Below are 13,680 nucleotides of genomic sequence, written 5' to 3'. Positions count from 1 at the left end.
GGGAGGGCAAGTGGGGAACGACCCATCGGTCAGCAACGGCGTCGCACAGCACCCGATCGGCAAGCACAGCAGGCCGCCGGACACCGTGCTCGCGGGCACCCTGCCGGTGCGGTGGCCCGCGCCCACGCAACCGCCGGTGCAGCGCACGCCGCCGCTCTGGCACGGGCACACTCCCCCGCTGCCGCCCACCCCGGCGCCGCCGCCCGTCCTGCCAATGCCGCCCGCCCTGCCGCCGACCACGGCGGACCTGCTGGCCTCCCGTCCGCAGCGCAACGCGCTCGGCCCCGCCGAGTGGGGCTGGCAGGGCAAGGTCCGCAAGCTGACCGGTGGCCGGATCACGCCGAGGATGTCCGAGCACGAGCGGGTGCACCGCGAGTCGGTGCTGTCCGTGCAGCGCTCGCTGGACGGCCCCAAGACCGTGGTCGTGGTCAACCCCAAGGGCGGGGCCAACAAGACCGTCGCCACGTACCTGCTCGGCGCGACCTTCGGCGTGTTCCGCGGCGGCTGGACCCTGGCCTGGGACAACAACGAGACCCGGGGCACCCTGGGCTGGCGCGCGCAGGCGGCCCGGCACTCCAACACCGCGCTCGGCCTGCTGCGCGACCTCGACCGGTTCACCGACCTGCGCTCGGCCCGCGTCGGCGACCTGGACAACTACGTGCGCGGTCAGGGCGAGGCCCAGTTCGACGTGCTCGCCTCCGACGAGGACCCGACCTCGGCCACCGTGCTCGACGGGGCGGCCTTCCAACGGCTGCACCGGGTGCTGGCCCGCTTCTACCGGGTCATCGTCGTGGACACCGGCAACAACATGCGGGCCCCCAACTGGTTGGCGGCGCTGGAGTCCGCCGACCAGCTGGTGATCGTGTCCACCGTGCGCGAGGACACCGGGGCCTCCGCCGCCTGGCTGTGCGACGGGCTGCACAACGCGGGCCACACCGCCCTGGTGCGCAACGCCGTCACCGTGCTGTCCGCGCCCGACCCCAAGCCCGACCCCCGGCTGTCCGCCGCGCTGCGCCAGCACTTCGGGCAGCTCACCAGGGCCGTCGTGCCGGTGCCGTACGACCCGCTGCTGGTGCCCGGTGACCGGATCATCTACCGGGCGCTGTCCAGCTCCACCCGCGGCGCCTGGCTCCGTGTCGCCGCCGCCGTGGCCAACGGCCTGTGACGTGAAGGTGGCTTTCACCGCGCTGGACGCAGCGAAAGCCACCTTCACGGCGCTTCGCCTGCCCCGTTCGGCCGGTCGCTAACAGGGATTGGGCCGAAAATCTGTGAAGCGCACCTTCACCGGGCGCTGGCACGCCCGTAACGTCCGGAGGATGCGCCTGGAACTGCGGCACCTGCGGGCGGTGTGCACGATCGCCGACACCGGCAGCGTCTCGAAGGCGGCATCGGTGCTCGGCATAGCCCAGCCCGCGCTGACCGCACAGCTGCAACGGATCGAGTCCACGCTGGGGGCACCACTGTTCGAGCGCGACCGGCGGGGCGTGCGGCCGACGCAGCTGGGCCAACTGGTGCTGGAGCGGGCACGGGTGGTGCTGCCCGCGGTGGACGGCCTACAGGAGGAGGCGAGCCGGATCGCGGAGCAGGAGCGGGCGGTGCCGCGCTACCGGGTCGGCTCGGTGAACGGCCCCTTCCTGTCCGGGCTGGTGCAGCGGCTCACCGAGGCGGAGCCGCAGGCCGAGGTGATCACGCAGGTGTCCTGGTCGGCGAAGGAGCTGGCGGAGGTGGTGTTCGAGGGCGGCGCGGACTTCGCGCTGATCGGCACCTGCGGGGACGCGGACGCGCCGAGCGAGCGGCCGCTGACCTGGACCACGCTGGCCCTGGACCCGGTTTTCGTACTGCTGGCGGAGTCGCACCCGCTGGCCGGGCGCTCGGAGGTGGCGCTGGCCGAGCTGGCGGACAGCCGGTGGGCGGTCACCCCGGGGGACGGCTGCTTCGGCGACTGCTTCGCCAGAGAGTGCGCCAGAGCGGGGTTCAGCCCGCGCGCGGTGTACGAGGTGGACGTGGCCTCCTGCGTGGGCATGGCCCAGGACGGTCAGGCGGTCGTGTTGTGCCAGGCGACGTTCCGCTACACGCCGGGGCTGGTGGTGATGCCGCTGGCGGGGGCTCCGTTGAGCTGGCGGCACCAGCTGGGCTGGCGGCCGGGCAGCGTGTCGCCGGACCTGGTCGAGCGGTTGAGCGGGCACGCCCTGCACGCCTATCGCGAATCCGTTGGCCGCAACGACCGTTATGAGAGCTGGCTCATCGAACACCCGGAATTCGGCCCGCAGCGGTAAGCGCCATCCCGGGAATCATCGATCAGCGGCGGGCCACCGCGTTGTCCTGCAACAGCTGGCCGCTGATCGCCTCGGCGACCTCGAGTCGGCAGGAGTCGAAGTAGAAACGACCGCCCGGGTAAACCTGGAAGTCGAAGGCCCCGGTGGTGTGCTCGCTCCAGGAACGGCCCTGGGCCACGCCAACGGCCGGGTCGCGATCACCGAGCAGGGCGGTCACCGGGCAGCTGACCCCGCCGCCCGTGGGCATCCGGTAGGCCAGCACGGCGGCGTAGTCGGCGCGGATGGCGGCCGAGGCGGTGCGCTGCACGCAGCGGCCACCGCGCGGGGCGCGCTCCACCATCAGCAGGTCCTCCAGCAGGCCGTAGTCGCTGCCGGTGGTCGGGAACGCGCAGGGCCCCGGGCTGCCGGAGGCGAACAGGGCCACGGGCACCACCTGTGACCTGCGCTCCAGCCGCATGGCCACCTCGAAGGCCACCAGTGCGCCCATGCAGTGGCCGAACAGCGCCAGCGGCCGGTCCAGCCAGCCGGTCAGCTCCTCGTAGAGCGAGTCGGCCAGCGCGGACAGCTCGGTCAGACAGGGCTCGTGCACCCGGTCCTGGCGGCCCGGGTACTGCACCGACAGCACCTCAATGCGCGGGGAGAGCAATTCGGACATCGGGTAGAAACAGTTGGCGGTGCCCCCGGCATGCGGCAGGCACAGCAGTCGGACCGCGCTGTTCGGCGAGGGGTGGAATCGCCGTATCCAGCGGCTGTCGAGCGTGTGTCCAGCCATGGCGGTGGTGTGATCCTCTCCGGTGCCGATACCGGAATCGTACTGGTGCGAATTGATCATCAGCACCCCTATTCCCCGATGAGTCACCCGGGAAAACGAGGAAATGTGGCCCACAACACGTGTTACCGAACTGTTCGTGAATTGTGCGCGCCGGTGGTGGCCCGGGGGCGGTACCCCGGGCCACCGCTCACGCCGAATTCGCGATGGTCAGCTGCAGCCCGGCGGGCAGGTCCTTGCGCCGGTTGACGTTGAGCTTGCGGTAGACCCGGGTCAGGTGCTGCTCGACGGTGGACACGGTGATGTAGAGCTTGCCCGCGATCTCGCGGTTGGTGTGCCCCACCGCGGCCAGCGCCGCGACGCGCCGCTCCGCCTCGCTCAGCGCCGTGATCGCCTCGGCGTCGGCCACCTCGGCCTGCTCCACCGGGGTGGGCAGTTCCTCGGTGTTCCAGTTCGGCAGCAGGGTTTCGGCGCGGCAGCCCTTGGCGACGTGCCAGGCGCGGCGGGCGGCCATGCGGGCGCGGCTGGGCTCGCCCAGTGCCTGGTGCACGGTGGACAGGTCGGCCAGGGCGCGGGCCAGTTCCAGCCGGTCACCGGCGGCCTGGAGTTGGTCGACGGCTTCCTTGAGCAGGGCGGGGCGGTGGGGTTCCTCGCTGGTGGCGGCCTTGAGCCGCAGCGAGATGCCCCGGCTGCGGGAGGGCCCGGCGGCGAGCATGCCCAGCTGTTCCTCGACCAGGTCGCGGGCCTGGTCGCGTTTGCCCAGCCGCAGGTAGACCTCGGCCGCGCTGGTCCGCCACGGGACCAGGGCGGGCAGGTCCAGGTCCCAGGCGCGCATGAGTTCCCCGCAGTACAGGAAGTCCCCGAGTGCGGCGTGCAGGCGGTTGGTGGCCAGGTGGTAGTGGCCGCGGGCGTGCAGGTAGTGCAGGCCGTGGCGGGTTTGCAGCATGGCGGGGGGCACGGGCTGGGTGAACAGGGCCGCGGTGTCCTCGAGTTTGCCCATGGCGGTGGTGGCCATGAGCAGGGTGGCCAGGGGCACGCCGATGGCCACGCCCCAGGCTTGCGGGGACATGTGGTCCAGTGCGGCACGGGCGTGTCGTTCGGCCTGGGGCAGGTCGCCCTGGCGGATGCAGATCTCGGCGCGGATCGCGGCGAAGGGGGCCTGCCAGCCGGGTGCGCGGCGGGCGGCGGCTTCCTGCAGGAGCAGGTCGCACCAGGGCGCGGCCTTGTCCAACCGGTCCGCGTAGATCAACGCCAACAGGGCGCACTTGAGGGGTTCGAGGGTCGTGGCGTCCAGCCGGGTGGACTGCAGCACCTGCTCGGCCCCGGAGATGGCCTCCTCGGTGGCCCCGTGGGTCAGCACGGTGGTCAACGCCAGCGCGGCCTGCAGGCGCGGGTCCGAGCAGACCGCGGGCGCGAGCTGCACGTGCGGCTCGATCGGGGGTACCCGGTTGCGCAGGGTGGGGTAGGAGGCGGACAGCCACAGGGCGGTGATGTGCTGCTCCTCGGCGCCGTCCAGCAGCTCCAGCATGTCCCCGGCGTCGTCCATCCGGCCGTGCCACAGCAGGTTGCGCACCAGGGTGCTCGCGTCGGCGCCGGCCAGGTGGCCCGCGCGCATCGCCGCGGTCAGCCGGTTGAGGTGCCGCGCCCCGCTGGCCGGGTTCAGCCGCCACTCCAGCCCCGACAGCTGCGTCGTGATCGACGCGCGCTGCGGCCCGTCGGCGCAGACCTTCGTGGTCAGCTCCAGGCAGTCCACCGCGGGCTGCACCTGGTCGGCTACCAGCGCCTGCTCGGCGGCCTCGCGCAGCACCTGCACGCCCCACGGGTCGTCGGCGCGACCCGCGGCGACCAGGTGGCGGGCCACCGCGGCAGCGGGCTCGCCCCGGTCGTGCAGCAGACCGGCGACCCGGTGGTGCAGGTCCGCCAGCACCCGGGCCGGCATGTCCTCCACCACGGCGGCCACGGCCTGCTCGTGCCGGAACTCGCCGTCCGCGGTGAGGATGCCCGACCAGGCAAGGACTTCCAGTGCGTTGGCGACCGTGTCGGTCTCCACGTCCAGCAGCTGCGAGAGCACGGTGACGGGCGTGTCCGGGCCGGTCACGGCCAAGCCGCGGGCCACCTCCAGCAGCACCGGGTCGCCGCGGCGCAGGCAGCTGACCACCGCGCGCCCGAAGGTCTTGCCCACGGCGGGCCGCCCCGCCGGGTGCTTGGTGGCGTTCTCGTGGTCCTCGACCAGCGCGCGCACCAGCAGCGGGTTGCCCCCGCTGATCCGGTGCACGGCCCCGGCCAGCCCGGTGTCGATCCGGCCGCTGAGCAGCCGCTCGACCCCGGCCTCGGTCAGCGGGGCGACCTGCACACGGCGGAACCGAGCCTGGCGGGTCAGCTCCCCGTGGAACAACGGACGGGCCTGCACCGGACCCACCCCCTCGGCCAGCACCACACCCACCCGCGCCGTACGCACCCGCCGCACCAGGAACAACAACAACTGCAACGAGGGCACATCCACGTACTGCAAGTCATCCACCACGATCACCAGCGGACGCCCACCCGCGACCTCCACCAGCGCCGAACACAACCCGTTGACCACATTCGCCCGGACATGCTCCACCGTCTCCGACTCCGGATCCGACAGCGCCGCGGTGAACATGCCCTCCTCCAACAGGACCGTCACCCGCTCCCACACCCCAGCCGGCACCGCCACCGAGTGGAACAACTGCGACACCACCCCCAACGGCAGCGTCCGCTCCACCCGCGACCCCGTCGCCGTCACCACCACCGCCCGCTCGGCAGCCCGCTCGGCGAACGCGTACAACAGCTCCGTCTTGCCCGTCGCCACCCCACCGGCGACCAGCACCACCCCACCCCGGCCGTCCGCACAATCACGCACCAGGCAGTCAAGATGATTCAGTTCCGCGTCGCGCTCGACCAATTCCAATGGTGACGTGTCAGTCAGGTCGACCAATTCAAAAGGCAGCGCCATAGCAGTGTCCTCACCCCCCGGCAAGCCAGGGTCGCGACCGACACGGTCCCTGAGCGGCCGACAGCCAGGGCAGGTGAACACCGACACGCGGCGACACCGGCAACCCCGGCCGCGGCCACCGGGAACCCCCAGCCGTCCCCAGGCAGCACACCAATGCGGTCCGGGGCTAATTTATCGACCGACCAGATAGCCCGCAACCGGCTACGGCGGGCAGGGCCGTAAAACACTGCCCTCGCATACACCGTCGGTACCCGCCCAGGCACCGGTCGCAAGGGCCACCCGGCCCAGTCCGTACCTGCGTTTGGACACGCAAAGTAATAATCACCACAGGTGATCGGGTGATGACGCCTCGCCAAGCAATGAGCAAAGACACAGCTCAGCACCTGTGACAAAATCAGACATGGCCCAGGTTGTCGATCACCGGTGGCGGTTGGACCACTGCGTGACGTAGTCAAATCCCGGGCAGATCGATGCCAATCGGACAATGCCCCGCCACACACCCGGGAGCGCACGGACGGGCACGTGCACACGCGGTGAAGTCACGTGTGACCGGTCTCCATGCGCAACCGGAGCAGCACTCGTGGTGCTCATGCCCCAGTACGTTGGACTGAATGGCCGCAGCCACCTGGACGAGGTCCACTCACAACCGGGCCGACATGTCAAGGAAATGTGCGGGACTCTTGCCCGAACCTCGCCGTGCGCCGAAACATCCATGAAACGTCAAGGACTCTTGCCGCTCACGAGAGAGCATGGTATGACCAGTCACGCTTTCTCGGAATGTGAATTCAACCCAGTGTGAATCGCAAGCGTCCGACAGGGGTACGCGCCTCGACTTTGCCGGTTGCGTGTCGTGATCCACACGCAATAGCGTCGAAGTCCGAGCCGATGCATGGAGCAATCGTGATCGAGGACATACTGCCCGCCGAGGTCGCCTGCGCGGAAGCGTTCGACGACTCCGAGCAGGGCGAGCTGTTCGCCGAGGAGCTGGCCGTGCTGGGCGCCAGCGTGGACAAGCGCCGCCGGGAATTCACCACCGCGAGGTTGTGCGCGCGCAAGGCGATGGCCGAACTCGGCCTGCCCGCCAGCCCCGTGCTGCCCGGGGACCGCGGCGCCCCGCAGTGGCCCGAGGGTGTGGTGGGCAGCATCACGCACTGCGCGGGCTACCGGGCCGCCGTGCTGGCCCACGCGCGCGACCTGCGCACGGTCGGGGTGGACGCCGAACCGAACGAGCCGCTGCCCGAGGGCGTGCTGGACGCGGTGTCCCTGCCCGAGGAGCGGATGTGGCTGCGCCGGTTGGCCGCCGCCGACCGGAGCGTGCACTGGGACCGGCTGCTGTTCAGCGCCAAGGAGAGCGTGTACAAGGCCTGGTTCCCGCTGGCCCGCAGGATGCTGGGCTTCGAGGAGGCCAGCCTGCTGGTGGACCCCGAGGACGGCACGTTCACCGCGCGGCTGCTGGTGCCGGGGCCGCGGGTGGCGGGCCGCGAGCTGACCGGGTTCGCCGGGCGCTGGCAGGTGCGCGGCGGCCTGGTGCAGACCGCGATCGCGGTCCCGGCTCAGTCCTGAGCCAGGCCCTCCCGGTAGGCGTAGCGGATCGCCTCGCCCCGGCTGCGGGCGCCGATCTTGGCGAACGCGTTGTTGATGTGCGTCTTGACGGTGGTCTCGCCGATCACCAACCGCTCGGCGATCTGCCCGTTGCTCAGGCCCTGCGCGATCAGCGTGAGCACCTCCGCCTCGCGGGCGGTCAGCCCGTCCGGCGCGGGCCGCTTCGGTGCCGGTCGCGGCGCGGCCAGCGCGGCGACCAGCCGGCGCGAGACCTCGGCGTCGAAGGTGGACTGCCCGGCCGCCGCCGAGCGCACCGCCGCCGCGATCTCCACCCGGCCCGCGTCCTTGGTCAGGTAGCCGCGCGCCCCGGCCAGCAGGGCCGCGCTGATCGACTCGTCGTCGGCGTAGGTGGTCAGCACCACCACGGCCACCTCCGGGTACCGCTTGGCCAGCAGCCCGGTTGCCGCCACCCCGTCCAGCACCGGCATGCGCAGGTCCATCAGCACCACGTCCGGCCGCTCCTGCGCGACCAGGCGCAGCGCCTGCTCCCCGTCCGCGGCGGTGCCCAGCACCTGGACGTCGGCCAGCAGCTCCAGCAGCGCGACCAGTCCCTCGCGGATGAGCTGCTGGTCGTCCACCACGAGCACCTTGATCAACTCGATCATCCGGGCACCTCCGCCGTGACCAGCCAGCCGGTACCGCCCGCACGCGGCCCGGTGGTCAGCGTGCCGCCGGCCAGGGTGAGCCGTTCCCGCATACCGACCAGCCCGTGCCCACCCGGCTCGGCCTCGGGCGCCCGCGCGGGCGGGTCGTTGCCGACCTCCAACCGGAGCAGGCCGTCCAGGAAGCTCAGCCGCACCTCGACCGCCGCGCCGGGGGCGTGCCTGGCGGCGTTGGTCAGCGCCTCACGGGCCGTGCGCAGCAGTGCGACCGCGGCCGGTGAGCCGATCGCGCGCTCCGGGCCCACGGTGGTGAACCCGGCGCGCACCCCGTGGTCACGGCCGTGCTCGGCGACCTTCTCGGCCAGGGCCTCGGCCAGCGCGGGCACGTCCTCGCGCAACGCGGTCACCGCGCTGCGCGCCTCGACCAGCCCCTGCACCGCGAGCTTGCGCGAACGGAGCACCAGCTTGCGCGCCGCCTCGACGTCCCCGCGCTCGCTGAGCACGGCCTCGGCGACCTCCAGCTGCACGGTCAGCGCGCCCAGCGAGTGGGCCAGCACGTCGTGTAGTTCCCTGGCGATGCGCGCGCGTTCGTCCAGTGCCGCGGCGCGGGCGTGCTCGGCCTGCGCCAGGCGCGTCTGCTCCACCAGTTCCCGGCTCTGCCGCACCTGCACCAGGTACAGCCTGCGGTTGAGCCCGAGCAGCGCGACGATCACCAGCGCGGCCAGGTCGGCCACCAGCGACTCCAGCTCCTGAGTGCTGGTCCACCAGCTCAGGGTGGTCACCGCCAGCACGGTGAGCAGCAGCAGGACGATCACCGGCAGGCGGATCTCCGCCAGCGAGGCGAAGGCCGTCATGCCCAGGCAGGCCAGGATCACCGGCGTGCCCTCCGGCGCCGGTCCGATCAGCGCGGCGGCCAGCAGGGCGTTGGCCACGAGCGCCGACCTGGCCACCAGCGGGGCGCGGTTGTCGCCCAGCACGAAGACGAGCCAGAGCACGGCGCACAGCCCGTAGCCGATCCACAGCCAGTATCGGTCCCCCACCCGCGCGGTGGCCAGCGTGCCCGCGAGGAACGCGGTGCCCAGCGCCCACATGGTGAACCAGAGCGAGGTGGGCCACCACCGGGAGGACTGCCGCACAACCGGTCAGCGTAGTGGGCTGGCAACGAAGAACGGGTGGACTCCGCGGAGTCCACCCGTTCTGCCGGATGTCCGATTTTGAGTCGGTACCCGGTCCGCCCGGCTGGCGATTTTGAGTCGCTGCCCTCGCGGTGCGTTGCCGCAGACACTATGTCCACCCGATCGGGTACACAACCCCTATCCATCCCCCTGTTGCGTGACCATGACGATCCTCACCCCGGTCCTCGCGGGTGACGCGCTCAGGCGGGCAGGATTCGCTGCCCGGTCAGCCTGCCCCGGTCCAGCACGGCCAGGTGCGTGCAGGTCCGCTCGGCAAGTGCCCGCGAGTCGGTGGCCAGCAGCACGGTCCGGCCCGCCGAGACGTACCGGCGCAGCAGGGTCGTGATGATCTCCACGTCGTGCGCGCCCGCACCGGCGAAGGGATCGTCCAGCACCAGCAGGCGCGGGAAGTGCGGCATCGCGGCGGCCACCGCAAGGCGCTGCCAGGTGCCCGCCGGGCTGTCCGCGATCACCCGGTCGGCGACCTCGCCGAGCGCGAAGGCGTGCAGCAGCTCCTGGGCGTGCCTGGCGGCAACCTCGGCCTCCAGCCCGCGCCGGGTGCCCGCGCGGACCAGCAGCTCACGGGCGGTCAGCGCGGCCAGTTCCGGGGTGCGCCTCGGGGAGGAGCCGACCAGCCCGGTCACCGCGGTGGGGTCGCTGGACGGGTCGACGCCGAAGACCCGGACCCGGCCCGAGGTGGGCTGGCGCAGCCCGGCGGCGATGTCCAGCACGGTGCTCTTGCCCGCGCCGCGGGGGCCGAGCAGCCCGTACAGGGACCGGGTCGGCACGCTCAGCGTGAGGTGCTCCACCGCGGTGGTCCCGTCGTAGCGGTGCAGCACCCTGGACAGCACCAGGGCCGGCCGGATCACGGCCACACCGCCGTTCGGATCGCGTTCCCCCACAGCGCGCAAAGTCCGTTCTGCGTCGTGCCCCCCGCGGGTGCGGACCGCGCACCGACCTGCCAGGGATGCGGGGGGTTGCATGAGACGAGCCAGTACACGCCGGTTCACGGAACTGAGGTTCACGCGAACCGGCATAGCCCCGGCACATTTCCGCATGCAGCGGATTCAATCGCCGGGGACCGTTGCCGCGCCAGTCCACGAAGGTCGGCGATATGGCTGACCAAAGTGCGACGAGGGACGCCCCGCAGCGACTTTCGTCTAGGCGGGGCGGCCCGAACGGCCCACTCAGCCCAGCTGGGCGGAGATCACGCCGAGCACCTCGGCCTGGCGGGAGGCCAGGTAGAAGTGCCCGCCCGGGTAGACCTTCAGCTCGAAGTCCCCGGTGGTGTGCTCCTGCCAGGCCCGCGCCTCGGCCAGGTCCACCTTCGGGTCCGCGTCGCCAACCAGCACCGTGACCGGGCAGCTCAGCTTGGGCCCCGGCTGGTAGCGGTAGGTCTCGGCGGCCTTGTAGTCGCCGCGGATGGCGGGCAGCACCATGCGCAGCACCTCCTCGTCGCCGAGCACCTTCGAGTCGGTGCCGCTGAGCTGCTTGAGCTCGGCCACCAGCCCGTCGTCGTCGCGCAGGTGCACGAACTCCTCGCGGTGCGCCGAGGGCGCTCGCCTGCCCGAGGCGAACAGGGCCACCGGCACGCGGCCCAGCCGCTGCTCCAGCCGCAGCGCCACCTCGAAGGCCAGGGTCGCGCCCATGCTGTGGCCGAAGAAGGCGAAGGGCTGCTCGGTCTGCGGGACCAGCTCCTCGTACACCCGGTCGGCCAGCTCCGCGATGGAGTCGATGCAGGGGTCGGCCCTGCGGTCCTGGCGGCCCGGGTACTGCACGGAGATCACGTCCAGCTTCGGCGCCAGTGCCTTGGACACCGGGAAGAAGAAGCTGGCCGAGCCGCCCGCGTGCGGCAGGCAGACCAGGCGCACCGCGCCCGGCTCGGCGGGGTGGTACCTGCGCAGCCACAGGCCGCTGTCCAGTTGGGTGGTCATGGCTGTGGTTTTCCTCTTGATCGGCGGTCAGAGCGGGATGTTGCCGTGGTGGCCCCGGCCCGCTGGCGCGGTCGCCAGCGCCTCGGCCAGCCGGTGCCTGGTCTGCGCGGGCTCGATCACCTCGTCGATCACGCCGATCTCCATGCCGCGCTCCACCCCGCCCGCGATGCGGGTGTGCTCGGCGATCAGCTCGGCGCGCAGCGCCTCACGCTCCGACTCTGGCACGGCCGCGAGCTTCTTGCGGTGCAGGATGCCCACCGCCGCCTCGGCGCCCATCACGGCCACCTCGGCCGCGGGCCAGGCCAGCACCGTGGTGGCGCCCAGCGAGCGGGAGTTCATCGCGATGTAGGCCCCGCCGTAGGACTTGCGGGTCACCAGCGTCACCCTGGGGACCACGGCCTCGGCGAAGGCGTAGAGCAGCTTGGCGCCGCGCCGGATGACCCCGCCCCACTCCTGGCCGACCCCGGGCAGGTAGCCGGGCACGTCCACGACCACGGCCAGCGGGATGCCGAAGCTGTCGCACAGCCGCACGAAGCGGGCCGCCTTCTCCGCCGACAGCGAGTCCAGGCAGCCGCCCTTGCGCATCGGGTTGTTCGCGATGACGCCCACGGTGCGCCCGGCGAGGCGGCCCAGGCCGATCACCACGTTGGCCGCCCACTTGGCCTGGAGCTCCTCGAAGACCACCCCGTTGATGTCGGTGTCGAGCAGTTCCCGCAGCAGCACGCGCACGTCGTAGGCGCGGCGCGGGTTGTCCGGCAGCAGCGCGGACAGGTCGGTGCCGGTGTCCGCGGCGTCCTTCAGGTCGAACACGCCGGGCCGGGCGAACATGCCCACGATGCGCCGGGTCCTGGTGAACGCCTCCTGCTCGGTGGCGGTGGTCACGTGCACCACCCCGGAGCGCTTGCCGTGCGCCTCGACACCGCCGAGGCCGGGCATGTCGATCTCCTCGCCGGTGACCGTGCGGACCACGTCCGGGCCGGTCACGAACATGCGCCCGGTCTCCGACATGATCACCAGGTCGGTCAGCGCGGGACCGTAGGCGGCGGCACCGGCGGCGGGCCCGAGCACCACGGAGATCTGCGGCACCTTGCCCGAGGCACGGGTCATGGCCGCGAACATCTGGCCCACCCCGTCCATGGACAGCACGCCCTCGGTGAGCTTGGCCCCTCCGGAGTGCCAGACGCCGATCACCGGCACGCGGTCGTGCACCGCCCGGTTGATCGCGTCCACGATGTGCATGGCGTCGCCCCAGCCCAGCGCGCCGCCCACCCGGGTGGCGTCCGAGCAGTACGCGATCACCGGGCTGCCGTCGATACGCCCGCGCACCACGTGAATGGTGCTGGAGTCGCGCGGCTTGAGGTCCTCGATGGACCCCACGTCGAGCAACTGTCCCAGCCGGGCGAGTGGATCACGCGGGTCCAGTTCGCCGGTGACCTCCGGTTGACCAGCGAGGACAGTCATCCATCCCACCCCTTCAGGATGAGAAACAGCATTCGGGCAGCTGTTCCAGACCGGCAGAAACAATGCGAGGCTAACCAGCACGGCAGGGGTCAACAACCCCTATCTTCGCACGTGGGAGCCCCTACGAATGTCTTATCGGCCCAATATGACTGTCAAGAGATGCGGTCAGGTTTCGAGTGAATTCCCAAAATCAGCCGTACAGCTTCGACGCGTAGTCGGGGCCGTAGTAGGACTCCAGTTCGGCCAGCGAGTCCTCGGGCCGCTCCAGCAGCTTGGCGATGACCGCACGGCTGGGCACCTGTCCGGCACCCCAGGTCTCCGGCCGCCACAGGGCCGACCGCAGGAACGCCTTCGCGCAGTGGTGGAAGACCTCCTCGATCTCCACCAGCACCGCCAGCTCGGGCCGGTGCCCCTTGACCACCATCCGGTCGAAGAACGGGGCCTCGCGCAGCAGCCTGGCCCGGCCGTTGACGCGCAGCGTGTCCCCGCGGCCGGGCAGCAGGTAGATCAGGCCGATGTGCGGGTTGGTCAGCAGGTTGTGGAAGCCGTCGGCCCTGCGGTTGCCGGGACGCTCGGGCAGCACGATCGTGCGCTCGTCGAGCACCAGGGTGAACCCGGGCGGATCGCCCTTCGGGGACACGTCGCAGCTGCCGTCCGCGGCGGAGGTGGCGACCAGGCAGAACGGCGAGTGCGCCAGCCAGGCGCGGTCCACCTCGTGCAGGTGGTCACGGCCCTTCTCGGCCACCCGCTTGATCGGCAGGCCCACCACGCTCTCCAGCTCGTCGCGCGTGGTGATCTCGACCAGTCCGGTTGTGTCCACGAGTGCCACCGCCCCCTCTTGTCGAGCGGGCACTACACAGGGGGAGGACCCGCCGCGCCGCGGG

At 71.7% G+C, this 13,680-nt stretch carries 11 protein-coding genes; 3 read left to right on the top strand and 8 right to left on the bottom strand.

Features of this window, described 5'->3' with window-relative positions:
• Positions 1 to 10: 10 nt before the first annotated feature.
• A complete protein-coding gene (locus tag KALB_RS06045) occupies positions 11 to 1,165 on the top strand; it encodes a MinD/ParA family ATP-binding protein (RefSeq protein WP_025354827.1) in 1,155 nt (384 codons plus the stop codon).
• A 151-nt stretch (positions 1,166 to 1,316) separates the two neighbouring features.
• Positions 1,317 to 2,276, top strand: a complete 960-nt coding sequence (locus KALB_RS06040) for a LysR family transcriptional regulator (protein WP_025354826.1) — start codon at positions 1,317 to 1,319, stop codon at positions 2,274 to 2,276.
• A gap of 22 nt (positions 2,277 to 2,298) precedes the next feature.
• Here KALB_RS06040 and KALB_RS06035 read toward each other — a convergent pair whose 3' ends face one another.
• Entirely contained in the window at positions 2,299 to 3,048 is a 750-nt protein-coding gene (locus KALB_RS06035; RefSeq protein ID WP_025354825.1) for a thioesterase II family protein, read from the bottom strand.
• A 187-nt stretch (positions 3,049 to 3,235) separates the two neighbouring features.
• A complete protein-coding gene (locus KALB_RS06030) occupies positions 3,236 to 6,022 on the bottom strand; it encodes an AAA family ATPase (RefSeq protein WP_042220271.1) in 2,787 nt (928 codons plus the stop codon).
• A gap of 900 nt (positions 6,023 to 6,922) precedes the next feature.
• Here KALB_RS06030 and KALB_RS06025 point away from each other — a divergent pair.
• A complete protein-coding gene (locus KALB_RS06025) occupies positions 6,923 to 7,585 on the top strand; it encodes a 4'-phosphopantetheinyl transferase family protein (RefSeq protein WP_025354823.1) in 663 nt (220 codons plus the stop codon).
• Here the strand turns inward: KALB_RS06025 and KALB_RS06020 are convergent.
• From KALB_RS06020 to KALB_RS05995, 6 genes are all read right to left on the bottom strand, one after another.
• Positions 7,576 to 8,220 carry a response regulator transcription factor gene (locus tag KALB_RS06020; RefSeq protein ID WP_025354822.1) on the bottom strand — a complete coding sequence of 215 codons (645 nt, stop codon included), beginning with the start codon at positions 8,218 to 8,220 and terminating at the stop codon, positions 7,576 to 7,578. The genes KALB_RS06025 and KALB_RS06020 overlap by 10 nt on opposite strands.
• A gap of 5 nt (positions 8,221 to 8,225) precedes the next feature.
• Positions 8,226 to 9,362, bottom strand: a complete 1,137-nt coding sequence (locus KALB_RS06015; RefSeq protein ID WP_025354821.1) for a sensor histidine kinase — start codon at positions 9,360 to 9,362, stop codon at positions 8,226 to 8,228.
• A 239-nt stretch (positions 9,363 to 9,601) separates the two neighbouring features.
• Positions 9,602 to 10,270 (bottom strand): ATP-binding cassette domain-containing protein, encoded by a 669-nt coding sequence (locus tag KALB_RS06010; RefSeq protein WP_158510717.1) that lies wholly within the window; start codon positions 10,268 to 10,270, stop codon positions 9,602 to 9,604.
• Between the two features lie 318 nt (positions 10,271 to 10,588).
• Positions 10,589 to 11,335, bottom strand: coding sequence for a thioesterase II family protein (locus tag KALB_RS06005; RefSeq protein ID WP_025354819.1), 747 nt, complete (start codon positions 11,333 to 11,335; stop codon positions 10,589 to 10,591).
• A 27-nt stretch (positions 11,336 to 11,362) separates the two neighbouring features.
• On the bottom strand, positions 11,363 to 12,796 hold the full coding sequence (locus KALB_RS06000) for an acyl-CoA carboxylase subunit beta (RefSeq protein ID WP_025354818.1): 1,434 nt from the start codon (positions 12,794 to 12,796) through the stop codon (positions 11,363 to 11,365).
• A gap of 190 nt (positions 12,797 to 12,986) precedes the next feature.
• Positions 12,987 to 13,616 (bottom strand): pyridoxamine 5'-phosphate oxidase family protein, encoded by a 630-nt coding sequence (locus KALB_RS05995; RefSeq protein WP_025354817.1) that lies wholly within the window; start codon positions 13,614 to 13,616, stop codon positions 12,987 to 12,989.
• Between the last annotated feature and the right edge of the window lie 64 nt (positions 13,617 to 13,680).

Source organism: Kutzneria viridogrisea DSM 43870 (genome assembly GCF_000525635.1).
Taxonomy (GTDB): domain Bacteria; phylum Actinomycetota; class Actinomycetes; order Mycobacteriales; family Pseudonocardiaceae; genus Kutzneria; species Kutzneria viridogrisea.
Note: the sequence above shows the minus strand (reverse complement) of the source record. Positions and strands in the feature narration are given on the sequence as shown.

Excerpts from the sequence above, each read along its gene's own strand:
- KALB_RS06040 (WP_025354826.1), top strand. The coding sequence starts at position 1,317 with ATGCGCCTGGAACTGCGGCACCTGCGGGCGGTGTGCACGATCGCCGAC.
- KALB_RS06035 (WP_025354825.1), bottom strand. The coding sequence starts at position 3,048 with ATGGCTGGACACACGCTCGACAGCCGCTGGATACGGCGATTCCACCCC.
- KALB_RS06030 (WP_042220271.1), bottom strand. The coding sequence starts at position 6,022 with ATGGCGCTGCCTTTTGAATTGGTCGACCTGACTGACACGTCACCATTG.
- KALB_RS06005 (WP_025354819.1), bottom strand. The coding sequence starts at position 11,335 with ATGACCACCCAACTGGACAGCGGCCTGTGGCTGCGCAGGTACCACCCC.
- KALB_RS06000 (WP_025354818.1), bottom strand. The coding sequence starts at position 12,796 with ATGACTGTCCTCGCTGGTCAACCGGAGGTCACCGGCGAACTGGACCCG.